The 24908-nt window shown below is 67.5% G+C and carries 23 protein-coding genes; 22 read left to right on the top strand and 1 reads right to left on the bottom strand.

All coding sequences use genetic code 11. The annotated features are described in order from the left end of the window. Positions 1-112 precede the first annotated feature (112 nt). The 21 genes from argS (at position 113) to LX13_RS00015 (ending at position 22425) form a co-directional block, all read left to right on the top strand. Positions 113-1765 carry an arginine--tRNA ligase gene (argS, locus tag LX13_RS00115; RefSeq protein ID WP_253659300.1) on the top strand — a complete coding sequence of 551 codons (1653 nt, stop codon included), beginning with the start codon at positions 113-115 and terminating at the stop codon, positions 1763-1765. Further along, positions 1762-3183 (top strand): diaminopimelate decarboxylase, encoded by a 1422-nt coding sequence (gene lysA / locus LX13_RS00110; RefSeq protein ID WP_253659299.1) that lies wholly within the window; start codon positions 1762-1764, stop codon positions 3181-3183. Before argS ends, lysA begins: the two co-directional genes overlap by 4 nt. After that, positions 3180-4490 (top strand): homoserine dehydrogenase, encoded by a 1311-nt coding sequence (locus LX13_RS00105; protein WP_253659298.1) that lies wholly within the window; start codon positions 3180-3182, stop codon positions 4488-4490. The genes lysA and LX13_RS00105 overlap by 4 nt, the downstream gene beginning before the upstream one ends. Then, positions 4483-5565, top strand: a complete 1083-nt coding sequence (gene thrC / locus LX13_RS00100) for a threonine synthase (protein WP_253659297.1) — start codon at positions 4483-4485, stop codon at positions 5563-5565. The genes LX13_RS00105 and thrC overlap by 8 nt, the downstream gene beginning before the upstream one ends. Positions 5566-5572: 7 nt before the next feature. Further along, positions 5573-6496, top strand: coding sequence for a homoserine kinase (thrB, locus tag LX13_RS00095; protein WP_253659296.1), 924 nt, complete (start codon positions 5573-5575; stop codon positions 6494-6496). Between the two features lie 344 nt (positions 6497-6840). Beyond that, positions 6841-9048 carry a transcription termination factor Rho gene (gene rho / locus LX13_RS00090; RefSeq protein WP_253659295.1) on the top strand — a complete coding sequence of 736 codons (2208 nt, stop codon included), beginning with the start codon at positions 6841-6843 and terminating at the stop codon, positions 9046-9048. A gap of 233 nt (positions 9049-9281) precedes the next feature. Continuing rightward, positions 9282-9530, top strand: coding sequence for a 50S ribosomal protein L31 (gene rpmE / locus LX13_RS00085; protein ID WP_253659294.1), 249 nt, complete (start codon positions 9282-9284; stop codon positions 9528-9530). A gap of 92 nt (positions 9531-9622) precedes the next feature. Next, positions 9623-10702, top strand: a complete 1080-nt coding sequence (gene prfA / locus LX13_RS00080) for a peptide chain release factor 1 (RefSeq protein WP_253659293.1) — start codon at positions 9623-9625, stop codon at positions 10700-10702. Between the two features lie 13 nt (positions 10703-10715). After that, positions 10716-11591, top strand: a complete 876-nt coding sequence (gene prmC / locus LX13_RS00075; RefSeq protein ID WP_253659292.1) for a peptide chain release factor N(5)-glutamine methyltransferase — start codon at positions 10716-10718, stop codon at positions 11589-11591. Between the two features lie 4 nt (positions 11592-11595). Further along, on the top strand, positions 11596-12249 hold the full coding sequence (locus LX13_RS00070) for an L-threonylcarbamoyladenylate synthase (RefSeq protein WP_253659291.1): 654 nt from the start codon (positions 11596-11598) through the stop codon (positions 12247-12249). A gap of 89 nt (positions 12250-12338) precedes the next feature. Continuing rightward, positions 12339-13454, top strand: a complete 1116-nt coding sequence (locus LX13_RS00065) for a glycosyltransferase family 4 protein (RefSeq protein ID WP_253660501.1) — start codon at positions 12339-12341, stop codon at positions 13452-13454. A 264-nt stretch (positions 13455-13718) separates the two neighbouring features. Next, positions 13719-14135, top strand: coding sequence for an ATP synthase subunit I (locus tag LX13_RS00060; protein WP_253659290.1), 417 nt, complete (start codon positions 13719-13721; stop codon positions 14133-14135). Further along, positions 14132-14905, top strand: a complete 774-nt coding sequence (gene atpB / locus LX13_RS00055) for a F0F1 ATP synthase subunit A (protein WP_253659289.1) — start codon at positions 14132-14134, stop codon at positions 14903-14905. The genes LX13_RS00060 and atpB overlap by 4 nt, the downstream gene beginning before the upstream one ends. Positions 14906-15035: 130 nt before the next feature. Continuing rightward, on the top strand, positions 15036-15287 hold the full coding sequence (locus tag LX13_RS00050; RefSeq protein WP_045822205.1) for a F0F1 ATP synthase subunit C: 252 nt from the start codon (positions 15036-15038) through the stop codon (positions 15285-15287). A gap of 40 nt (positions 15288-15327) precedes the next feature. Then, on the top strand, positions 15328-15849 hold the full coding sequence (locus LX13_RS00045; protein WP_253659288.1) for a F0F1 ATP synthase subunit B: 522 nt from the start codon (positions 15328-15330) through the stop codon (positions 15847-15849). Between the two features lie 4 nt (positions 15850-15853). Further along, positions 15854-17212: a F0F1 ATP synthase subunit B/delta gene (locus LX13_RS00040; protein ID WP_253659287.1), complete on the top strand. Its 1359-nt coding sequence runs from the start codon at positions 15854-15856 to the stop codon at positions 17210-17212. 63 nt (positions 17213-17275) lie between these two features. Further along, positions 17276-18910, top strand: coding sequence for a F0F1 ATP synthase subunit alpha (gene atpA / locus LX13_RS00035; protein WP_253659286.1), 1635 nt, complete (start codon positions 17276-17278; stop codon positions 18908-18910). A gap of 55 nt (positions 18911-18965) precedes the next feature. After that, a complete protein-coding gene (locus LX13_RS00030) occupies positions 18966-19916 on the top strand; it encodes a F0F1 ATP synthase subunit gamma (RefSeq protein WP_253659285.1) in 951 nt (316 codons plus the stop codon). A 70-nt stretch (positions 19917-19986) separates the two neighbouring features. Beyond that, a complete protein-coding gene (atpD, locus tag LX13_RS00025; protein WP_188490616.1) occupies positions 19987-21438 on the top strand; it encodes a F0F1 ATP synthase subunit beta in 1452 nt (483 codons plus the stop codon). Positions 21439-21447: 9 nt separating this feature from the next. After that, positions 21448-21834, top strand: coding sequence for a F0F1 ATP synthase subunit epsilon (locus LX13_RS00020; RefSeq protein WP_188490615.1), 387 nt, complete (start codon positions 21448-21450; stop codon positions 21832-21834). 93 nt (positions 21835-21927) lie between these two features. After that, the gene (locus tag LX13_RS00015; RefSeq protein ID WP_425579814.1) at positions 21928-22425 is read left to right on the top strand and encodes a DUF2550 domain-containing protein; all 498 of its coding nucleotides are present in this window, start codon (positions 21928-21930) and stop codon (positions 22423-22425) included. 3 nt (positions 22426-22428) lie between these two features. On the opposite strand, the gene LX13_RS00010 is transcribed toward LX13_RS00015, so the two are convergent. After that, positions 22429-23025, bottom strand: coding sequence for a cob(I)yrinic acid a,c-diamide adenosyltransferase (locus LX13_RS00010; RefSeq protein ID WP_253659284.1), 597 nt, complete (start codon positions 23023-23025; stop codon positions 22429-22431). A gap of 92 nt (positions 23026-23117) precedes the next feature. Between LX13_RS00010 and murA the strand changes: the two genes are divergently transcribed. Further along, entirely contained in the window at positions 23118-24374 is a 1257-nt protein-coding gene (murA, locus tag LX13_RS00005) for a UDP-N-acetylglucosamine 1-carboxyvinyltransferase (protein ID WP_253659283.1), read from the top strand. Positions 24375-24908: the final 534 nt, after the last annotated feature.

The raw sequence follows: 24908 nt of genomic DNA, 5'->3' as shown, positions 1-24908 counted from the left end.
TCTACTGGGCACGCTCACCCTCACCCGCCCGCCGCGCGACGGGCACGGATGCGATGGTGATGGCGCACCGCGGGTGTCGGGCCGCGACCTGCGGCCAATAGGATGGTCAACCGTGACTCCCGCCGATCTGTCTGCCGTGCTGCGTGACGCGACCACGACGGTGCTGACCCGACGAGGGCTGGATGCGTCGGTGGTCCCGGATGCGGTTGCCGTCGAGCGTCCGCGCAACCCCGACCACGGCGACTACTCCACCAACATCGCACTGCAGCTGGCCAAGAGATTCGGTCTGTCCCCGCGTGACCTCGCCGGTTGGTTGATCGAGGAACTGTCCACCACCGACGGCATCGCCTCGGCCGACGTCGCCGGGCCCGGGTTCGTGAACCTGCGACTCGCCGCCGCCACCCAGAACGTCGTCGTCGCCGACGTGCTGGCCGCCGGCGTCGAGTTCGGTCGCGGGGTGACCCTCGCCGATCGCTCGATCAACCTCGAGTTCGTCTCGGCCAACCCGACCGGTCCGATCCATCTCGGTGGAACCCGATGGGCGGCAGTGGGAGACGCGCTGGGTCGCGTTCTGTCGGCGCAGGGCGCCGCGGTGACCCGTGAGTACTACTTCAACGACCACGGCACCCAGATCGACCGTTTCGCCCGCTCGCTGCAGGCCGCGGCGGACGGCGCGCCGACCCCCGAGGACGGCTACGCAGGGGCCTACGTCGGCGAGATCGCCGACCGGGTGGTCGCGAAGAACCCCGGCATCGCCGCGCTGCCCGAGGCCGAGCGCCTCGAACGCTTCCGCGCTGACGGAGTCGAGTTCATGTTCGACCAGATCAAATCGAGCCTGAGCGAGTTCGGCACCGTGTTCGACGTCTTCACCCATGAGAACGCGATGTTCGACTCAGGTCTGGTCGACGAGTGCATCGCCGAGTTGAAGGCCAACGGCAACCTGTACGAGAAGGACGGCGCCTGGTGGCTGCGGTCGACGAGCTTCGGTGACGACAAGGACCGCGTCGTCATCAAGAGCGACGGCGAGGCGGCCTACATCGCCGGCGACATCGCCTACTACCGCGACAAGCGTCGACGCGGTTTCGATCTGTGCATCTACATGCTCGGCGCCGACCACCACGGCTACGTCAAGCGTCTCAAGACCGGTGCGGCCGCACTCGGCGACGACCCCGACACCGTCGAGGTCCTCATCGGACAGATGGTCAACCTGGTCCGCGACGGTGTCCCGGTGCGCATGAGCAAGCGTGCGGGCACCGTGATCACCCTCGAGGATCTCGTCGACGCGGTCGGGGTCGACGGCGCCCGCTACTCGCTGATCCGGTCGTCGGTCGACGTCAACCTCGACATCGACCTCGACCTGCTGACCACCCAGTCAAACGAGAACCCGGTCTACTACGTGCAATACGCGCACGCACGGCTGTCGGCGATCGCCCGCAACGCCGCCGACCTCGGTGTGGTCGCCGACTCCGTACACCTCGCCGAGCTCGTCGACCCGGCCGAGGGCGAACTCATCCGGACCCTGGCCGATTTCCCCGCGGTCATCGCCACCGCCGCGCAGCTGCGCGAACCGCACCGGGTCTGCCGCTACCTGGAGACCCTCGCCGGGACCTACCACCGGTTCTACGACCGGTGCCGGATCCTGCCCCAGGGTGACGAGACCGCCGGACCGGTCCACGCGGCCCGACTGGCGCTGTGCTCGGCGACCCGACAGGTCCTCGCCAACGGACTCGACCTCGTGGGCGTGAGCGCCCCGGAGCGGATGTGATGACCCACCCAGCCGGGCCCCGCCACGCCGAGGGCGTCAACGCCACCCGTCGATCCGAGAGTCCCACGGGCGCAGCCGAGCTCAACGCCCTGCCCGCAGCGGTCTGGCCGCGCAACGCCACCCGCGCCGCCGACGGGGTCGTCACGCTCGCCGGAGCGCCCGTGACCGAGCTCGCGCAGGAGTACGGCACACCGTTGTTCGTCATCGACGAGGACGACTTCCGGTCGCGCTGCGCCGACATGCTCGCCGCGTTCGGGTCCACCGGTCGGGTGCACTACGCGTCCAAGGCGTTCCTGTGCGGCGAGATCGCACGCTGGGTCGACCAGGAGGGGCTCTCGCTCGACGTGTGTTCGGCGGGTGAGCTCACCGTCGCGATGCGCGCCGGGTTCCCTACGCACCGGATCGCGTTGCACGGCAACAACAAATCACCCGACGAGCTGGCCCTCGCGGTGACGTCGGGGGTCGGGCACATCGTCGTCGACTCGGCCATCGAGATCGACCGACTCGACGCCGCCGCGGGTGACGCCGGGATCGTCCAGGACGTGTTGATCCGTGTCACCGTGGGCGTCGAGGCGCACACCCACGAGTTCATCTCGACCGCGCACGAGGACCAGAAGTTCGGTTTCTCCCTGTCCGGGGGCGTCGCCATGGACGCGGTTCGGCGGGTGTTCGACACCGACAACCTGCGACTGGTCGGACTGCACAGCCACATCGGATCCCAGATCTTCGACCTCGACGGGTTCGAACTCGCCGCGCACCGCGTACTCGGGCTGCTCCGCGACATCGTCGCCGAGTTCGGGGTGGACAAGACCTCGCAGCTATCGGTGCTCGATCTCGGCGGTGGACTGGGCATCTCGTACATCCCCAGCGACGACCCGCCGCCGATCGAGGTGGTCGCGAGCACCCTCGCCGACATCGTCGCGCGCCAGTCCGAGCAACTGGGCCTGCCCACGCCGATCCTCGCGGTCGAACCCGGCCGCGCCATCGCCGGCCCCGGGACCGTGACCGTCTACCGCGTCGGGACCGTCAAGGACGTCGCGCTCGGCGGCGGCACCCATCGCCGCTACGTCTCCGTCGACGGCGGGATGAGCGACAACATCCGTACCTCGCTCTACCAGGCGGAGTACGACGTCCGCCTGGTCTCGCGCACCTCGGACTCCGACCCGGTGCTCAGCCGGGTCGTCGGAAAGCACTGCGAGAGCGGCGACATCGTCGTGAAGGACTGCTGGCTCCCCGCCGACGTGGCCCCCGGCGACCTGCTCGCCGTGGCTGCGACGGGTGCCTACTGCTACGCGATGTCGAGTCGCTACAACATGTCGATGCGGCCGGCGGTGGTCGCCGTCCGTGACGGCGCGCCGCGGCTGGTGCTGCGTCGTGAAACCGTGGAAGACCTTGTGAGCCTGGAGGTGACGAGATGAGCGACCGAACCGGCCGACCCATCGGTGTGGCGGTACTGGGGATGGGCAATGTCGGGGCCGAAGTGGTCCGGATCCTGCTCCAGAACTCTGACGATCTACGTGCCCGCGTGGGCGCGCCCATCGAGATCCGCGGCGTCGCGGTCCGCAACCTCGACAAGGCGCGTGCCTGCGCGACGTCGTTGCTGACCGACGACCCGGCGAGTCTGGTGGTCCGCGACGACGTGGACATCGTCGTCGAACTCATCGGCGGGATCGACGTGCCCCGCACCCTGATCGCGACCGCGCTCGAACACGGCAAGTCCGTCGTGACGGCGAACAAGGCGCTGCTCGCCGACTACACCGGCGAGCTGGCGACCCTGGCCGCGTCGGCGAAGGTGGACCTCTACTTCGAGGCCTCGGTGGCCGGCGCCATCCCGGTGGTGCGTCCACTGATGCAGTCGCTGGCCGGTGACACGGTCCAGCGCGTCGCCGGAATCGTCAACGGCACCACCAACTTCATCCTCTCGGCCATGGCCGCCGACGGCGACGACTACGACGTCGTGCTCGCCGAGGCCGGCCGTCTCGGCTACGCCGAGGCCGACCCGACCGCCGACGTGGAGGGGTACGACGCCGCGGCCAAGGCGGCCATCCTCGCCTCGATCGCGTTCCACACCCGGGTCACCGCGAGTGACGTCTACCGCGAGGGCATCTCGTCGATCACCTCCGACGACCTCGTCTCCGCGGCCACGCTGGACTGCACCATCAAACTGCTGTCGATCTGCGAGCGGATCAACGACTCCAGTGGGCGGCAGCGGATCTCCGCACGGGTCTACCCCGCACTGGTTCCCCACACGCACCCGTTGGCGTCGGTGAACGGGGCGTTCAACGCCGTGGTCGTCGAGGCCGAGAACGCGGGCCGGTTGATGTTCTACGGCCAGGGTGCCGGCGGCGCCCCGACCGCGTCGGCGGTGATGGGCGACCTCGTCATGGCCGCCCGCAACAAGGTGCACGGCGGACGCGGACCGCTCGAGTCCACCTACGCCTCACTGCCGATCGCGCCGATGGGCGACGTGAACACCCGCTACTACGTGTCGATGAAGGTCGCCGACCGACCGGGCGTCCTCTCGACCGTGGCCGGCGAGTTCTCCAAGCGCAGCGTCAGCATCGCCACCGTGCGTCAGGAGGGGGCCGACGAGAACGCGCGCCTGATCGTGGTCACCCACCGCGCGCCGGACTCGGCGCTCTCGGAAACCGTTGACGCACTGAAGGATCTCGACTCCGTACTGAGCGTGTCGAGCGTCCTCCGACTGGAGGGAACCGATGACTAGCAAGACCACCCCGGTGCACTCGGCCTGGCCCGGCCTGATCGAGGCCTACCGGGATCGTTTGCCGGTCGAACCGGACTGGAAGGTGATCACCCTCCTCGAGGGTGGCACCCCGTTGATCGCCGCCCGGCACCTCTCGGAGCTCACCGGTTGCGAGGTGTACCTGAAGGTCGAGGGCCTGAACCCGACCGGGTCGTTCAAGGACCGCGGCATGACGATGGCGGTCAGCAACGCCGTCAACCAGGGCAAGACCGCGGTGCTGTGTGCGTCGACCGGCAACACCTCCGCATCGGCTGCGGCGTACGCCGCCCGAGCGGGCATCACGTGCGCGGTGCTGATCCCGGAGGGCAAGATCGCGTTGGGCAAGCTCGCCCAGGCGGTCATGCACGGCGCCAAGATCATCCAGGTGCAGGGCAACTTCGACGACTGCCTCGAACTCGCCCGCAAGGCGACCGCGGAGTTCTCCGAGATCGAACTGGTCAACTCCGTCAACCCCGCGCGCATCGAGGGCCAGAAGACGGCGGCCTTCGAGATCGTCGACGTCCTCGGTCGCGCTCCCGACGTGCACGCACTCCCGGTCGGCAACGCGGGAAACATCACCGCGTACTGGAAGGGCTACGACGAGTACCACTCCGACGGCATCACCGACTCGCGTCCGCGGATGCTCGGTGTCCAGGCCGCCGGTGCCGCCCCGCTGGTGACCGGTCAGCCCATCAAGAACCCCGAGACCATCGCCACCGCGATCCGCATCGGTTCGCCGGCCAGTTGGGATCAGGCGCAGGCGGCCAAGGACTCCTCGGGCGGCCAGTTCCGTGCCGCGACCGACGAGAAGTTGCTCGAGGCGTACCGGTTGATCGCCCAGCGTGAGGGTGTCTTCGTCGAGCCCGCATCGGCTGCGAGCGTCGCCGGTCTGCTCGCCGCGCGCGCCGACGGCTGGATCAGCGCCGGGGAGACCGTGGTCTGCACGGTGACCGGCAACGGTCTGAAGGACCCTGACACCGCGCTGGCAGGAATGCCGACGGTGCAGGCGATCGAGGTCGACCCGAGTGCGGTCGCCCGCGCTCTCGACCTCGGCTGAGTCGGCGATGTATTCGGTTCTGCCGCAGGGGATCACGGTCGAGACCAGGGTTCCCGCGTCGTCGGCGAACCTCGGTGCCGGCTTCGACTGCCTGGGTCTCGCCCTCGACGTGTACGACGATCTCACCGTCTCCACCGCGGAGTCGGGTGTGCGAGTGTTGGTCACCGGCGAGGGGGAGGGGGCGGTCCCGCTCGACGACACCCACCTGGTGGTCCGTGCCCTACTGCGTGGGCTGGAGGCGGGCGGCGTCACCGCACCCGGTCTCGACATCCTGTGCACCAACGCGATCCCGCATTCCCGCGGACTGGGATCGTCGGCCGCGGCGGTCGTCTCGGGCCTCGCCGCGGCGTCCGGGTTGATGGCGAAGAGCGGTGTCCGCGCGGGTTTCTCGGCCGACGAGCTGATCCAACTCGCGAGTGAGTTCGAGGGCCATCCCGACAACGCCGCCGCGAGTGTGCTCGGCTCGGCGATCGTGTCCTGGACCGACGTGATCGACGGTCGGCCGCGGTACCAGGCCCGCCGACTGGAGGTCCACCCCGCGATCCGGGTCACCGGCTTCGTGCCCGGAACCGAGTCCTCCACCGCGCTGACCAGGGGATTGCTGCCCGACGCCGTGCCGAGAGCCGACGCCGTGCACAACCTGAGCCGCAGCGCGCTGGCCGTGGTCGCGTTGACCACCGATCCGAGTTGCCTACCCGCGGCCACCTCGGACCGACTCCACCAGACCTACCGTGCCCCGGTGTTGCCCGAGACGACGCGGGTCGTGGCCGAACTGCGCGGACGGGGCGTCGCGGCGTTCGTGTCCGGTGCGGGGCCGTCGGTGATGGCGCTGCACGATCAACCGCTGCCCGAGCAGTCGCTGGCGATGGCCGCAGATCTGGGCTTCCGGGTCCACGACCTCACGATCGCGGGACCCGTCAGCGTCCGCTGAGATCTCCCCCGTCGACGACACGCCGGCGCAGGGTGTTGCCGGATCCGACGGATCATGGTTAGCATGTGGTTGTCTTGCCGTGGACGTGTCGTCCAGGCCGTGCTTTCTTCGATCACCGTTTGGTGCACATTTTCCTGGTGCCCACCCGTCATCCGGGCCCTGCCAGGGAACTCACAGCTTTCCGGTCAACGATCGAGGTCGAGCGTGCGTCGCCGGATCACGATGACGGCAGATCACACCACTTGAAGCCCGCCGGTCCGGCGGGTTCGACATCCTCTGTCGCCTCGACGGGGATGATCAAGACCCATCGCGGTGCGCAACTGCGGGGGAACGAAAGGAAATCCGTGACCGATACGGACCTGATCTCAGCGCCTGCCGATGACGCGGCGCCCGAGTCAGCGGGAGACACTCCCAGCTCACGACCGGCCAAGTCGGGCTCCGCACGTGGCGGTGGCCTCAGCTCGATGGTGCTCACCGAGCTCCGTCAACTGGCCGGCGAACTGAACATCAAGGGCACGTCCGGGATGCGCAAGGGCGACCTGATCGCCGCCATCGCCGACCGTCAGGCCGGCGCACCGTCGACCCGCCCCACCAAGGAGCGCGCCACCGCGGTGGCCGACGCCCCGTCCGCCGACGCGACCGTCGAGCGCACGAGCAACACCGCCCCGAAGGCCGACGCCGCGCCCACCACAGCGCGGAACGGTGCCGCGACCTGGGCCGACCAGAGCGCCGCGACCGGGGCCGATGCCGCCGCGACCACATCGCGGGTCGACACCCCGAGCACCGACCGGCCCGCAGGCGACGCCCCCGCCACCGACGCGACCACCGAGTCGACCGAAGCGGGCGGCGATCGCACCCGCCGCCGCAACCGGGACAACGGCGGTCGCGAGAACAACCGCGACGGCGCCAACCGCGACGGCGCCAACCGCGACAACGGCAACCGCGACACCAGCACCAAGGACAACGCGAACGGCGCCGGCGGACAGAAGTCCGACCAGGGCCGCGGCCAGGGCGGATCCGATCGCTCCGAGTCCGGCAACCGCGGCGACAACACCGACGGCGGAGGTCGCGACAACAACCGTGAGGGCGGCCGGAACAACGGCAACCGCGACGGCAACCAGGGCAACCGCAACGGCAATCGCGAGAACAACAGCAACCGCGACAACAGCAATCGCGACAACAACAATCGCGACGGCGGCGGCAACGGCAACCGCGACAACAGCAATCGGGATCAGCAGAACCGCGACAACGGTCCGCGGAACAACGGTCCTCGCGACGACGATCCCGACGGCGAGGGCAACGGCCGCGGACGGCGGGGGCGTCGATTCCGCGAGCGTCGCCGTGGACGCGACCGCGACGGGCAGGACGGTGGCGGCGGCAACAACGATGTCAGCGTCAACGAGGACGACGTGTTGCAGCCGGTCGCCGGCATCCTCGACGTCCTCGACAACTACGCGTTCGTCCGGACCTCGGGCTACCTGGCCGGACCGAACGATGTCTACGTGTCGATGAACCTGGTCCGCAAGAACGGACTCCGCCGGGGTGACGCACTCACCGGTGCGGTCCGACTGCCGCGCGACGGTGAGCAGAGCAGCCAGCGTCAGAAGTTCAACCCGCTGGTCCGACTGGACTCTGTCAACGGAGCCGAGGTGGAGGCCGCGCGCCGCCGCCCGGAGTTCAACAAGCTGACGCCGCTCTACCCCAACGAGCGACTCCGCCTCGAGACCCGTCCGGAGCAGCTCGACACCCGCGTCATCGACCTGATCATGCCGATCGGCAAGGGCCAGCGCGCACTGATCGTCTCGCCGCCCAAGGCCGGTAAGACGACCATCCTGCAGGACATCGCGAACGCGATCTCGATCAACAACCCCGAGTGCTACCTGATGGTCGTGCTCGTCGACGAGCGTCCCGAAGAGGTCACCGACATGACCCGCTCGGTCAAGGGCGAGGTCATCGCCTCCACCTTCGACCGGCCGCCGTCGGACCACACCTCGGTGTCCGAGCTGGCCATCGAGCGCGCCAAGCGCCTGGTGGAGAACGGCAAGGACGTCGTCGTGCTCCTCGACTCGATCACCCGGCTCGGCCGCGCGTACAACAACGCGTCGCCGGCGTCCGGACGCATCCTCTCCGGTGGTGTCGACTCCACGGCTCTGTACCCGCCCAAGCGGTTTCTCGGTGCGGCGCGCAACATCGAGAACGGCGGCTCGCTGACGATCATCGCCTCGGCGCTGGTGGAGACGGGATCGACCGGCGACACGGTCATCTTCGAGGAGTTCAAGGGCACCGGCAACGCCGAGCTCAAGCTCGATCGCAAGATCTCCGAGCGTCGGGTGTTCCCGGCCGTCGACGTCAACCTCTCCAGCACCCGCAAGGACGAGCTGATGATGTCGCCGGACGAGTTCGCCATCGTGCACAAGCTGCGCCGCGTGCTCTCCGGGCTCGACTCGCAGCAGGCGATCGACCTGCTGATCTCGCAGCTCAAGAAGACCAAGACCAACATCGAGTTCCTGATGCAGGTCCAACAGAACACGCCGGGTACGAACAACGACTGACCCGGACTCGCCGCCGGAATAGATGCAGGTCTGTCCCGGTTGAGTCCATCAGTCGAGCAGATCGGCCGAGGGAATTGCAGATTGGTTTTCCCGGGTCCCGATCTGGCATACTCGGCCCGTTGCGCGCCAGCAGGTGGCGCGCTCCATCAAGTCCGGTTCCGGTTCACACCGTCCACCGCGTGGCACTCGCCACGTCGGCGTCGGTGACCCGGCGACCATGAAAGGGACACCAGATGCAGCAGGGTATTCATCCCACCTACGTCGACACCACCGTGGTGTGCGGCTGTGGGAACACCTTCACCACCCGGAGCACCAAGGAGAGCGGCCAGATCTCGGTCGAGGTCTGCTCCCAGTGCCACCCGTTCTACACGGGCAAGCAGAAGATCCTCGACACCGGTGGACGTGTCGCGCGCTTCGAGAAGCGCTACGGCAAGCGGCCCGCCAAGGGCGCAGCCGCCACCGAGGCCGACGCCTCCAACTAGCCCGTCCGTCGACGCCCGTCCCGTGCACCAGCGCGGGGCGGGCGTCTTCGCTTTGTCCACCCCCGAGAAGTCCGGCAGAACGGAGTCGACCCGTGACCGAGAAGTCCGTGGGCACCGCCATCGATGACGTGTTGTCCGAGTACTCGGGCCTGGAGACCCAGCTGTCGGACCCGTCGCTGCACGACGACCCCGCCGCCGCCCGTCGTGTCGGCAAGCGGTTCGCCGAGCTGGCACCGGTCATGAGCACCTACACCAGGCTGGCCGCCGCGCGGGACGATCTCGAGGCCGCGCGCGAACTGGCCGACGACGACGCGTCCTTCGCCGCCGAGATCCCCGAACTCGAGCGGACCGTGTCCACCCTCGACGCCGCCCTCACCGATCTGCTGGCCCCGCGAGACCCGCACGACGGCGACGATGTCGTGCTCGAGATCAAGTCCGGGGCCGGTGGCGAGGAATCGGCTCTGTTCGCGTCCGATCTGGCCCGTATGTACCTCAAGTACTGCGAACGGCACGGGTGGAAGGCCCAGATCCTGGGTGTGACCGAGTCCGATCTCGGGGGTTACAAGGATGCGACGCTGTCGATCAAGTCGCCGGGGGATTCGCCCGACGGAGTGTGGGCACGTCTGAAGTTCGAGGCGGGCGTGCACCGCGTCCAGCGGGTCCCGGTCACCGAATCGCAGGGTCGGATCCACACCTCGGCCGCGGGCGTCCTGGCCTATCCCGAGCCCGACGAGGTCGAGCAGATCGAGATCGACGAGTCCGACCTGCGTATCGACGTCTACCGGAGCTCCGGCAAGGGCGGTCAGGGCGTCAACACCACCGACTCGGCCGTCCGGATCACCCACCTGCCGACCAACATCGTCGTGACCTGCCAGAACGAGCGGTCACAGCTGCAGAACAAGGCACGGGCGATGCAGGTGCTCGCCGCGCGTCTGCAGGCCGCCGCGGAGGAGAAGGCGCAGGCCGAGGCCTCCGAGGGACGTACCGCCCAGGTCCGCACGGTCGACCGGTCCGAGCGGATCCGTTCGTACAACTACCCGGAGAACCGGGTCACCGATCACCGGATCGGCTACAAGTCGAACAACCTCGACGCCGTTCTCGACGGGGATCTCGACGCACTTCTCGACGCCCTGGTCGCCGCCGACAAACAGGCGCGCCTCGAGGCCCAGTGACCACCGGGTCGCGGTGAACCGCGCGGTCATCGCCGCGGCCGCCGACCGTCTGGCCGCGGCCGGCGTCGACTCGCCCCGTGTCGACGCGGAACTGCTCGTCGCCCACGTGCTCGGTGTCGACCGGGGTCGGTTGATCGCCGCGGCCGACCTGACCGACACCCAGACCGCCCTTCTCGACACGTGTCTGGACCGACGAGCCGCTCGTGAACCCCTGCAGCACATCGTCGGCTCGGCGTCGTTCGGGCCCGTCGACCTCGTCGTCGGCCGCGGTGTCTTCGTCCCGCGGCCCGAGACCGAGGCAATCCTGGAGTGGGCGGGCGCGGTCTGCGCGTCCGTCGACAATCCCCGCGTGGTCGACCTCTGCAGTGGCAGCGGCGCGCTGGCGATCGCCGTCGCCACCATGGTCCCCGACGCGACCGTGGTCGCCGTCGAGAACGATCCCGACGCCCTGATCTGGCTGCGCGCCAACGTCACCCGCACCGACGACGGGATCCGTCGGCGTCTTTCGGTGGTCCACGGCGACGTCCGCGCCCCTGATGTCCTCGACCCCGACACGGCCGACGTGGTGGTGGCCAACCCGCCCTACGTGCCCTCCGGTGCAGACCTCTCGCCCGAGGTGATCGAGTACGACCCCGCGGTCGCCGTGTTCGGTGGCGTCGACGGGATGTCCGTCATCACACCGATGATCGGTCTCATCGCCCACGCCCTCGTGCCCGGGGGGCGGTGCGCGATCGAACACGACGACACCACCGCCGACCTGGTGGTGGCCGAGCTGCGTCGACACGGGGCCTTCGACGAGATCGAGGCGCGGACCGACCTCGCCGGGCGTCCCCGGTACGTGACCGCCCGACGCACCGCCGAGGCGCCCGACGATGACGTGCAAGGATGATCGCGTGAGCACTGTGTTCGATTGCAACCAACCGGATTCGCGGAGCGCGGGGGTCCGCGCCGCGGTCGGCGCCGTCAAGGCGGGACGTCTCGTGGTCATGCCCACCGACACGCTGTACGGGTTGGGTTGTGACGCATTCGATTCCGAGGCCGTGACCAGCCTGCTCGCGACCAAGGGACGCGGACGGGACATGCCGGTGCCGGTGCTGGTCGGATCGTGGGACACCATCGACGGTCTGGTGCTGTCGGTGTCGACCCGGGCTCGTGAGCTGGTCCGCGCCTTCTGGCCCGGGGGATTGAGCCTCGTGGTGGAACAGGCCCCGTCGCTCGCCTGGGATCTGGGCGACACGCAGGGGTCGGTGATGCTGCGGATGCCGCTGCACCCGGTCGCCATCGAGGTGTTGCGCGAGGTCGGCCCGATGGCGGTGTCCAGCGCGAACCGTTCCGGACAGCCGCCCGCGACCACCTCGAGCGATGCCCGCGACCAACTCGGCGACGACGTCTCGGTCTACCTCGACGGCGGCCCCGCGGCCCATGCGACGCCGTCCACCATCGTCGACCTGACCGGTGCAGCGCCGACCATCCTGCGCGAGGGAGCGGTCACCGTGGAGCAGATCGCCGAGGTCCTCGGCATGGACGCAGCCTCGCTGCGAGCCTGAGTGGGGCGCGCCACCCGCACTAGTAGCGTTGAGCCGTGATTCTCGCCGAGGCAGCCAGTAGCGGGGCGGGAGTACCGCTGCGTGAGCTGATGCTGGTCGGCATCGCGGCTGCGGTGATCACGTATCTGGCCACTGGCATGGTGCGCGTGGTCGCCACCCGCACCGGTGCGGTCGCAGTGCCCCGCGTGCGCGACGTGCACGCCATCCCCACCCCCCGTCTCGGTGGTGTCGGGATCTTCACCGGCGTACTGGCCGCCATCGTGCTGGCCCAGCAGTTGCCCGCCCTGACCCGCGGGTTCGCCTACACCCACGACATGGATGCGGTGGTGGTGGCGGGATTCGTCATCGTGGCGGTCGGCGTCATCGACGACCGCTGGGGTCTGGACGCGCTGACCAAGTTCGTCGGACAGCTCACCGCGGCCGGGGTGCTGGTCCTCATGGGTGTCAGCTGGACGGTCGTACCGGTCCCGTTCGGCGACATCGGCACGGTCGTCCTCGATCCTCTGCAGTCCGGTCTGCTCACCATCGCCATCACCGTGGCGACGATCAACGCCATCAACTTCGTCGACGGACTCGACGGACTGGCCGCCGGTCTGGCCGTGATCGCCGCCCTGGCCATCCTGCTGTTCTCCATCGGCCTGTTGCGCGACCAGGGCGGTGACGTCAGCTACTACCCGCCGGCGATGATCGCGGTGAGTCTCGCCGGAGCGTGTCTCGGGTTCCTCCCGCACAACTTCCAGCCCGCTCGGATCTTCATGGGTGACTCCGGCTCGATGCTCATCGGGCTGATGCTGGCCACCGCCTCGACCAGTGCCTCGGGTCGTGTCGCCATCTACGCCTACGGGCCGGCCGACATCTTCACGCTGCTGTCGCCGCTGATCCTGGTCGCCGCGGTCATGTTCATCCCGATGCTCGACATGCTGCTCGCGGTGATCCGCCGCACCCGTGCCGGTGTCGGTTTCTACACCCCGGACAAGATGCATCTGCACCACCGCCTGCTCGAACTCGGACACTCCCAGCGTCGCGTCGTCCTGGTCATCTATCTCTGGGTGGCGGTCCTGGCGTTCAGCGTGGCGGCCAGTACCGTCTTCTCGGTGACCGTCGTCGCGCCTGCGCTGGCCGGGGGACTGGTCATCGCGATGATCGCCACGGTGGTCCCGCGACTCCGCCGACGGCTCGTCGGTGCACGCGCGAGTGACGCCTGACCCGCGGGTATCCGGTGAAACGGACAAACTATCTGGTGTAGTACTATTACCCGTAGTAGGAAACTCGCCGACGGGGAATATTCACCGCACCAACATGCACCCCACGTCAGACGCCCGAAAGGGTGTTGGTAGTGTCACAACGAACCGGGAGCTTACGTCCGCTTTACCCGAGCGGCTCGCACGCTCGATGGACGCCGCCCACACCAAGCACGACCACTGGTGCTCGACGACGAGTACCGAGCGCTCCGACCTGAGGAGAGGCAGATGACGACATCAGCCCCAGACTCGGCACCGGTCTATTACCCGGAGATCCCGCTCAGTCTCGCCCGTCCCGCGATCATCGCGTCCGTTCTGGCCGTGGTCGTCCTGGTGATCAGTGGGTTCCTCGGCCACATCTTCTTCGGCGTCTGGTTCGCCGCAGGTCTCGTGCTCTCTCTTCTCAACGCCAAGATGGTCCAGGCCTCGGTCGGCGCGGCGACGGCGAGTGACACCCCGCGCAAGAAGCCGGTTGTCCTCAACACCGCCGTCCGCCTCGGTCTGATCACCGTCGCGGCGTTGGTCATCGCATTCTTTTTCCGCCCCGACGGTCTCGGCGTGATGTTCGGGCTCGCTCTGTGTCAGGTGATCGTGGTGTTGTCCACGGTGATCCCCGTGATGAAAGGACTCCGCAAGCAGTCATGACCGTAGTCTTCAACCTGGCTGCTGAAGCCGAAGAATCCGATTCCAAGATCGAGGTCGGGCACCACACCGTGGTCGACTTCCTCGGAATGTCGTTCAACCTCGACACCATCCTCGGCACGTCCGTCGCCGCGATCATCCTGATCGGTCTCGCGTTCTTCCTGCGGGCCAAGATCACCTCTCGCGGTGTCCCCAACGGGGTCCAGCTGTTCTTCGAGGCGGTGACCAATCAGATGCGCGGACAGATCGAGAGTTCGATCGGCATGCGCGTCGCGCCGTTCGTCCTGCCGCTCGCGGTCGGGCTGTTCACCTTCATCCTGATCTCCAACTGGCTGGCCGTGCTGCCGGTGCAGTACGGGAACTCCGAAGGTGTGGCGGGGGAGTGGCTCAAGCCGCCCGCCTCCGACATCAACTTCGTCTACGCACTCGCACTGACGGTGTTCGTCTGGTACCACGGTGCCGGTTTCCGCAAGCGCGGTCCCATCGGCTACCCGATCAAGCTGGTGAAGGGGCACGTCATCGGACTCGCGCCGATCAACATCATCGAGGAGATCGCCAAGCCGGTCTCGCTCTCGCTGCGACTCTTCGGCAACATCTTCGCCGGCGGCATCATGGTCTCGCTGATCACGCTGTTCCCGCCGTACATCATGTGGGCCCCCAACTCCGTCTGGAAGCTGTTCGACCTCTTCGTCGGACTCATCCAGGCCTTCATCTTCGCCCTGTTGACCATCCTGTACTTCAGTCAGTCGATGGAATCCGAGGACGCGCACTAGAACCACGGTCCGGCACCCGTCGGACCCGACCCGGCCGATTCCGATCGGCCACCACGACCTGGTTGATGACATCATCGGCCGGCACCACAACTGGTATTCCGATGCCAGTACACCGAAAGGGAAAAGTCACATGGATCCAACGATTGGAATGGGTGCACTGATCGGCGGCGGCCTGATCCTGGGCGGCGGCGCGATCGGAGCCGGCATCGGCGACGGCCTGGCCGGTGCTCAGCTGATCGCGGGAATCGCCCGTCAGCCCGAGGCGCAGAGCCGACTGTTCACCCCGTTCTTCATCACCGTCGGTCTCGTCGAGGCCGCGTACTTCATCAACCTGGCGTTCATGGCTCTCTTCGTGTTCGCCACCCCGATCTCGGCTTCCTGACACGTCGGGGACCGGGTAGACACGGAACAGGTAACGCACCATGGCGCTCGCCGCACAGAACTTCCTCATCCCGAACGGCACGTTCTTCGTCGTCCTGATCATCTTCCTCATCGTTCTCGCCGTGATCGGCAAGTTCGTCGTGCCGCCCATCAAGGCGGTGCTCGAGGAGCGCGAGGATCAGGTGACACAGACGTCGCAGGACAACCGTGCCGCCACCGAGGAATTCGAGCACGCCGAAACGGAATACCGCGAGGCGATGAAGTCGGCTCGCGGCGAGGCCACCGGTATCCGTGACGAGGCTCGCGCGAAGGGTCGCGAGAGCCTCGACGAGATGAAGCAGCGGGCAACGGCAGAGGCGGATTCCGTTCTCTCCGAGGCCACGACGCAACTCAACTCCCAGGGCGAGCAGGCGGCGACGCAGGCCCGCTCCGAGGTCGGGACCCTGTCGGCGGATCTCGCCAGCCGGGTTCTCGGCTTCGATGTGACATCCGATTCGACACTCGCAGCTTCGGTGGACCGGCTCTCGGCCGACGCCCCGCAGCCCAGCGCGAAGGGAAGCTGACTCCATGGGAATCTTCTTGGGGCAACTCGTCGGCTTCATCGTCATCGTGTTCGTTCTCGTCCGCTACGTCGCACCTCCGGTCCGCAAGGCGATGAAGTCGCAGCAGACCACGATCGCGACGCAGATCGAGGAGAGCGAGAACGCGAAGAAGCGACTCGCCGAGGCCAAAGAGGCCCACAAGAACGCCGTCGAGGAGGCACGGGCCGCGGGGAGTCAGATCCGCGAGGACGCCCGCGCCGACGCACAGGCCATCTCCGAGGAGATGTCGGTGCAGGCCGATCACGAGGTCAAGCGCATCACCGAGCACGGCAAGGCGCAGGTCGCACTCAACCGCGCGAGCCTGGTCCGTCAGCTGCGCAGCGATCTCGGACTCACCTCGGTCGAGCTCGCGGGCAACCTGGTCCGCGAACACCTCGACGACCCGGACGCCCGCGAGAAGTCGGTCGACCGCGTGATCGACGAGTTGGGGGAGATGGCGTCCTCCGGTGAGGCCTCGGGGTCCACACGGATCTCGGCGCCGGCCGACCTGGTCGGGGTGCACTCGATGCGCGCGGCCTCGCGGGACTCCGTCAAGAAGCTGTCGGACGAATTCGACCGTCGCGTCGAGTCGTTGGACGATTCCGGCCTCCGGGACCTCGCAGGCGAACTCGCCGACGTGGTCGCGCTGCTCGGGTCGGAGCCGGTGCTGCGCAAGCACCTGGCCGAGGCCTCGGACGACGCCGACGCCAAGACCGGCATCGTCGACAACCTCTTCGGCTCGAAGCTCGGGGAGGACACCCTCGCACTGCTGCGCAGCGCGGTGGTGGGCCGGTGGTCGGCGACCAGCGACTTCACCTTCGCCATCGAGCGTCTGGCACGGTTCGCGCTGCTGATCGTCGCCGAGAAGGCGCGCACGATCGACAACGTGGAGGACGAGCTGTTCCGTTTCGGTCGCCTGTTGGTGGCCGAGCCGAAGCTCAGCGCCCTGCTCTCCGACGTCAACGCACCCGCCGGCAAGCGGCTCGAACTCCTCGACACCGTGGTGGCGGGCAAGGTCGACGACGTCACCAAGGCAGTTCTCGACCAGACGGTCCGGCTGCTCCGCGGCCAGGCCGCCGCATCCGCGGTGTCCGATCTGGCCGAGCTCGCCGCGGCTCGTCGAGGCGAATCGGTTGCCCATGTGGTGTCCGCATCGCCGCTGACCGACGCCCAGGAGGAGCGGCTCACCGCAGTGCTCGGGCGCATCTACAACCGTGAGATCTCCACGCAGGTGGAGATCGACCGCAGCCTGCTCGGCGGCCTCCGGGTCGCCATCGGCGACGAGGTCATCGACGGAGACGTCGCGACCCGACTGGCCAAGGCTGCCGAAGAGCTGCCCAGGTAACTGCCGCACCGCGGCTCCCACCACCACCACATACCCACCCCAACGCAAGGAAGACGAATACTCATGGCGGAGTTGACGATCTCATCCGACGAGATCAAAGGCGCGATCGAGCAGTACGTCTCGACGTTCACGGCCGAGGCATCCCGCGAGGAGGTCGGTGTCGTCACCGACACCGCCGACGGAATCGCCCATGTCAGCGGTCTCCCCGGCGCGATGGCCAACGAGCTGCTGGAATTCCCCGGCGGCGTCCTCGGTGTCGCGCTGAACCTCGACGAGGACGAGATCGGTGTGGTCATCCTCGGTGACTACGAATCCATCGAAGAGGGCCAGCAGGTCAGCCGTACCGGCGGCGTGCTCTCGGTCCCGGTCGGTGACAAGTTCCTCGGCCGCGTGATCAACCCTCTCGGGCAGCCGATCGACGGTCAGGGCGAGATCGAGTCGTCCGAGACCCGCGTGCTCGAGCTCCAGGCGGCCAGCGTTCTCGAGCGCCAGCCCGTCGAGGAGTCGCTCGCGACCGGCATCACGGCCATCGACGCGATGACCGCGATCGGTCGCGGACAGCGCCAGCTGATCATCGGCGACCGCAAGACCGGCAAGACCGCGGTCTGCATCGACGCGATCCTGAACCAGAAGGCGAACTGGGAGACCGGTGACCCCGACAAGCAGGTCCGCTGCATCTACGTCGCGATCGGCCAGAAGGGCTCGACCATCGCCGGCGTCAAGAAGGCGCTCGACGACGCGGGAGCTCTCGAGTTCACCACCATCGTCGCCGCGCCCGCGTCCGACTCGGCCGGTTTCAAGTGGCTCGCGCCCTACACCGGCTCGGCCATCGGCCAGCACTGGATGTACGAGGGCAAGCACGTCCTCATCGTGTTCGACGACCTGACCAAGCAGGCCGAGGCCTACCGCGCCATCTCGCTGCTGCTGCGTCGCCCGCCGGGCCGCGAGGCATACCCCGGTGACGTCTTCTACTTGCACTCTCGTCTGCTGGAGCGTTGTGCCAAGCTGTCCGACGAGCTCGGCGGTGGCTCGATGACCGGACTGCCGATCATCGAGACCAAGGCCAACGACGTCTCGGCGTTCATCCCGACCAACGTCATCTCGATCACCGACGGACAGGTCTTCCTCGAGTCCGACCTGTTCAACAAGGGCGTCCGACCGGCGATCAACGTCGGTACCTCGGTCTCGCGTGTCGGTGGCGCCGCGCAGACCAAGGGCCTGAAGAAGGTCAGTGGTTCGCTGCGTCTCGAGCTCGCCCAGTTCCGTGAGCTGGAGGCCTTCTCGGCCTTCGCCTCCGACCTGGACGACGCCTCGAAGGCCCAGCTCGAGCGTGGTGCCCGCTGGGTCGAGCTGCTCAAGCAGGATCAGTACAGCCCGGCCGCCGTCGAGGACCAGATCGTCGCGATCTACCTCTGCGGTGAGGGCCACTTCGACTCGGTCCCGGTCGAGGACGTCAAGCGTTTCGAGAACGAGCTGCTCAGCCACCTGCACCACAGTGCGACCGGTGTCTACGACTCGATCGCCGGCGGCAAGGCGCTCTCCGACGACCAGGCCGAGGCCTTGGTCGACGAGACGAACAAGTTCAAGCAGGGCTTCCTCGCCAGCGACGGTTCGCGCGTCGTGAACGAGGAGGAGTCGGACTCGTTGGACCCCGAAGAGGTCACCAACGAGGAGATCAAGCTCAAGAAGAAGTCGTAGGACCCATGAGAATCCGTGACCGTGTGGCCAACCCGAAGGAGGTGTGAGGCAGCCGATGGCGAGTATTCGTGAACTGCGCTCACGCATCAGGTCGGTTCAGTCGACGCGCAAGATCACCAAGGCGCAGGAGCTGATCGCGACCTCGCGTATCACCAAGGCTCAGGCCCGCGTGACGGCGTCGAAGCCGTACGCCGAGGAGATGACCTCGGTGCTCTCGGAGTTGGCCAGCAAGTCGGCCACTCTGGATCACCCGTTGTTGGTCGAGCGTCCGGAGCCCAAGCGCGCCGGCGTGCTCGTCGTCACCAGCGACAGCGGCCAGTGCGGCGGTTACAACTCCAACGTCCTGCGGGCCACCCGTGAGCTGTTGGCGCTGCTGCGCGACGAGGGCAAGGACCCCGTCATCTTCGTGATGGGCAAGAAGGGGCTGCGGTACTTCACCTTCCGCGACCTCGACGTCGAGGGATCGTGGACCGGGTTCTCCCAGCAGCCGCGCTACTCCGACGCCAAGACGGCGACCGATCGCCTCGTCGACCTGTTCGTCGCGGGGTCGGGCACCCAGGTCGACGAGACCGAGGAGCACCACGCTCTCGAAGGTCTCGACGAGCTGCACCTCGTCTACACCCGGTTCGTCTCGATGCTGAGCCAGGTGCCTGAGGTCCGTCGGATCGCACCCCTGGTGGTGTCCGAGGACGACGAGGAGTCGGGCGATTCGTCGTCGAACGGTGACGACTCGTCGACCGGGGCTCGCAACTACTCGTTCGAGCCCGGAGCCGAGACTCTGCTGTCGGCCCTGCTGCCCAAGTACATCGCCACCCGGGTGTACGCCGCGCTGCTCGAAGCGGCCGCGTCGGAGTCGGCGGCCCGACGGACCGCCATGAAGGCGGCGACCGACAACGCCGACGAGCTGATCACCGACCTGTCGCGTCAGGCCAACCAGCTGCGTCAGGCGCAGATCACCCAGGAGATCAGTGAGATCGTCGGCGGCGCCTCCGCTCTCGCGAAGTAGAACCGCGGCGGCAGCCGCACCCATGACACATCGAGCTGTATCGGCCCTCCAAGCCAGGAAGTGACCAACAATGAGCACTGCAACAACTGAAGCCCCCCAGGGCTCCTCGGCCAAGGACACGGCCGGGCGCGTGGTCCGCGTCATCGGACCCGTCGTCGACGTCGAGTTCCCCCGTGGAGCCGTACCGGAGCTGTTCAACGCGCTGCATGCGGAGATCGCTCTCGAGTCGGTCGCCAAGACGCTGACCCTCGAGGTCGCCCAGCACCTGGGTGACAACCTGGTGCGCACCATCTCCATGCAGCCGACCGACGGTCTGACCCGCGGCACCGAGGTCGTCGACACCGGCAAGTCCATCTCCGTCCCCGTCGGCGACGTCGTCAAGGGTCACGTGTTCAACGCCCTCGGCGACTGCCTGGACTCCCCGGGCACCGGCCGCGACGGCGAGCAGTGGAGCATCCACCGCAAGCCGCCGCCCTTCGACCAGCTCGAGGGCAAGACCGAGATCCTCGAGACCGGCATCAAGGTCATCGACCTGCTGACCCCGTACGTCAAGGGCGGCAAGATCGGTCTGTTCGGTGGTGCCGGCGTCGGCAAGACCGTGCTGATCCAGGAGATGATCACCCGTATCGCCCGCGAGTTCTCCGGTACGTCGGTGTTCGCCGGCGTCGGTGAGCGCACCCGTGAGGGCACCGACCTCCACCTCGAGATGGAGGAGATGGGCGTTCTGCAGGACACCGCCCTGGTGTTCGGTCAGATGGACGAGCCGCCGGGCACGCGTATGCGCGTCGCCCTCTCGGCCCTGACGATGGCCGAGTACTTCCGCGATGAGAAGCACCAGGACGTGTTGTTGTTCATCGACAACATCTTCCGTTTCACCCAGGCCGGTTCCGAGGTCTCGACGCTGCTCGGCCGTATGCCGTCCGCCGTCGGTTACCAGCCGACCCTGGCCGACGAGATGGGCGAGCTCCAGGAGCGGATCACCTCGACGCGCGGTAACTCGATCACCTCGCTGCAGGCGATCTACGTCCCCGCCGACGACTACACCGACCCGGCGCCGGCGACCACCTTCGCCCACCTCGACGCCACCACCGAGCTGTCACGTCCCATCTCGCAGCTCGGTATCTACCCGGCCGTCGACCCGCTGACATCGACCTCGCGCATCCTCGAGGCATCGATCGTCGGTGACGAGCACTTCCGCGTCGCCAACGAGGTCAAGCGGATCCTGCAGAAGTACAAGGAGCTGCAGGACATCATCGCCATCCTCGGTATGGACGAGCTGTCCGAAGAGGACAAGGTCACCGTCCAGCGTGCACGTCGCATCCAGAAGTTCCTGGGGCAGAACTTCATCGTCGCCGAGAAGTTCACCGGCCAGAAGGGATCGGTCGTCCCGCTCGCGGACACGATCGAGGCCTTCGACCGCGTCTGCAAGGGCGAGTTCGACCACCTGCCCGAGCAGGCGTTCAACAGCTGTGGCGGACTCGACGACGTGGAGGCCGCGGCCGAGAAGATCTCGGGGAAGTGACGCGACCTCATGGCTGACACAGGCTTTCCGGTCGAGGTCGTCTCGGTGGAGGAGCGTCTCTACTCCGGCGAGGCCACCTTCGTGATCGCACAGACCACCGAGGGCGAACTGGGCATCCTCAACCACCACGAACCGTTGCTGGGCGAGCTCATCGCCGGCGGGTTCGTGGTCATCGAGCAGACCGACGGGACCCGTCGCGTCGCGGCGGTTCAGGGCGGTTTCCTCTCGGTGACCGGTGACGCCGTCACGGTGCTCGCCGAGTCCGCCGAATGGGCCCGGGACATCGACGCCGACGCCGCGCGCGCCGAGCTCGAGTCCGCCGAGGAGGGTTCCGAAGAACACGATCGCGCACTCTCGCGGATCCGAGCTGTGGAGCAGCTCACGCAGGAGAAGTGATGTGCACCTCGCCCGGTGCCATGACCAGTCAGGTCGTGGCATTGTGGTGAGGACAGCGACACGTACACGTCGATCCCCGCAGCCTCTCGAGGCATGCGGGGATCGGTGTATGTCGAGCCGGTCGCACGGTACGAGATCAGGCAGGAGCACACGATGTCGCTGATGGTTCTCGTCGTGTGTGTCGTCCTGTTGGTCGTCGTGGCGGTGTCGGTGCTCGCGCTGGTGGGATTCCGCGTGATGCGGTTACGGAGCCGGGGCACCGCGGTGCTGCTGCGCAGCCTCCCCGCCGGCGACGACCGGGGGTGGCGTCACGGCATCGTCCGCTACGACGACCACTCGTTGATCTACTACCGCTTGAGCAGCCTGCGAACCGGACCGAGCGAGGTCATCCCGCGCCAGGCGATCGAGACACGGGGGCGCAGGCAGCCCCGCGGAACCGAGGTCGAGGTGATCGATGCGATGACGATTCTCGAGATCGACGCCGACGGTTCGGGTTTCGAGCTCGCGATGGCCTCCGGCGCGGTCACGGCGTTCCAGTCCTGGGTTGAGTCACGCCCGCCGGTGCGGTCGGTCCGCCGACGTTCCGCCTGACCCTCACTCGTCTTTGACGGGCGGCCGTTGCCGCTGACCCCCGGGAGTCCAGAGGACATCGCCGTCGGTGTTCACCGCACGGGACATGATGAACAGCAGGTCGGACAGCCGGTTCAGATACTTCGCAGGCAACGCCGAGGTGTTGTCTGGGTGCGCGGTGACCGCGGCCCACGCCGACCGCTCGGCTCGCCGCGTCACCGTTCGCGCCTGGTGCAGCAGTGCGCTGAGCACGGTCCCCCCGGGCAGGATGAACGACGTGAGTGGCTCGAGTGGATCCCCGAACTCATCGCACCAGGTCTCGAGGGCGTCGACGTAGCTCTGCGCTATGCGCAGCGGCGGATACTCGGGGTCGTCGACCACGGGCGTGGCGAGATCAGCACCCGCGTCGAAGAGATCGTTCTGGATCGTGGTCAACACCGCGCGCACGTGGTCATCCGGCGCTCCGAGGGCGATCGCCGCACCGATCGCCGCGTTCGTCTCGTCGCAGTCGGCGTAGGCGACCACCCGCGCATCGGTCTTCGGAACCCGCGAGAAATCGCTGAGTCCCGTCGTCCCGTCGTCGCCGGTGCGGGTGTAGATGCGGGTGAGGTGGACAGCCATGAGCGCAAACCTACCGGCTGCGTCGGCGTCGGGGAGTGCGGTGAGTTCCGCCCGCGAGCAGTGTCGATGGCGTGGGTGGATAGGCTCGGGTCGTGAATGATCGCTTTCTGGTGACCGGCGGCGCACGCCTGTACGGCGAGGTCTCGGTGGTCGGCGCCAAGAACAGCGTCCTGAAGCTGATGGCGGCGGCGTTGCTGGCGGAGGGGCGCACGACGCTCACCAACTGCCCCGAGATCGCCGACGTCCCGTTGATGGCCGACGTCCTGCGCGGATTGGGCGCCGTGGTGACCCTCGACGGCGAGACCGTCACCATCGACACCCCCGCCGAACCCAAGTTCCACGCCGATTTCGACGCGGTGAAGCAGTTCCGAGCCTCGGTGTGTGTGCTGGGCCCGCTCATCGCCCGCTGTCGGCGTGCCGTGGTGGCCCTGCCCGGTGGTGACGCCATCGGGTCGCGGCCGCTGGACATGCACCAGGCCGGACTCCGCGCACTCGGTGCGCACAGCACCATCGAGCACGGATGCGTTGTCGCAGAGGCAGATTCGCTGACCGGCGCAGCGATCGCACTGGAGTTCCCGTCGGTGGGGGCGACCGAGAACATCCTGATGGCGGCCGTCCTGGCCGATGGAACCACCACCATCGACAACTCTGCGAGAGAACCGGAGATCATCGATCTCTGCGTGATGCTGAAGCAGATGGGTGCCCAGATCTCGGGGGAGGGGACATCGACGCTGACCGTCACCGGGGTGCAGCGGCTGTCACCGACCACGCACGTGGTGGTGGGCGACCGCATCGTCGCCGCGACCTGGGGAATCGCTGCCGCCATGACCAGGGGAGACATCCGGGTGACCGGAGTCGACCCGGCTCACCTGCAGTTGGTGCTGAACAAGCTGGTCGATGCCGGCGCGGAGGTGGAGAGATTCGCCGACGGATTCCGTGTCCACCAGACGGACCGGCCGCGTGCCGTGAACTTCTCGACGCTCCCGTTCCCGGGGTTCCCGACCGACCTGCAACCGATGGCGATCGGACTGGCCGCGGTTGCCGAGGGGATGTCGGTGATCACCGAGAACGTCTTCGAGGCACGGTTCCGGTTCGTGGAGGAGATGGTCCGGCTGGGTTCCGACGCCCGGACCGACGGTCATCACGCGGTGATCCGCGGGATCGAACAGCTCTCGAGTGCGCCGGTGTGGTGTTCCGACATCCGGGCCGGCGCCGGCCTCGTGCTGGCCGGTCTGGTCGCAGATGGGGTGACCGAGGTGCACGACGTGTTCCACATCGATCGCGGATACCCCGAGTTCATCGGCAAACTGCGGAGTCTCGGAGCCGAGATCGAGCGCGTCAGCGCCTGATGACGTCGCCATCCGCCCGTCGCAATGTGGTGGGCGTCACCGAAATCAGTTGCGAGATGGTTGCTTTCAAGACCGTCGAATCGAATTGGTACGGACGTGCTGACCTGCGGGGAACGTTTTTCCCGGGTCTGTGACCAGGCGATTTGACGGGCTGCTCGCAGGCCGCGTAACTTCTTTCAAGTCAGCGCGCCACGGCGCCTCCCGGGAAGCAAGAATCCGGGACTGGGAAACCGGGCTCAGCGCAGACCACCCAATGCGACACAGCAACTGCGAAAGCGGTTGTGATCGCTGCGGGGCCGAACAGAATCACCGAAGACCTCGACCAGACACTGGTTGACCGGCCCTCACGACTCTGCTAGGCTGGAAAAGTTGCCCCGGAGACGGGATGACATCCTGAACAAGCTTTCGGTAGCAGGCTCCGACGAGGAGTTGAAGCGCCGCGGGTGTGTGTTCTTTGAGAACTCGATAGTGTGTTGATGGATTGTTAATGCCAATTTTGTTTGGTGCTGCATTCTGCATGCGTTGGTGTGTGGG

The organism is Williamsia maris, assembly GCF_024171815.1.
Classification (GTDB): Bacteria; Actinomycetota; Actinomycetes; order Mycobacteriales; family Mycobacteriaceae; genus Williamsia_A; species Williamsia_A maris.
The sequence above is the reverse complement of the archived record's forward strand: the minus strand, read 5'-3'. Positions and strand labels throughout refer to the sequence as shown.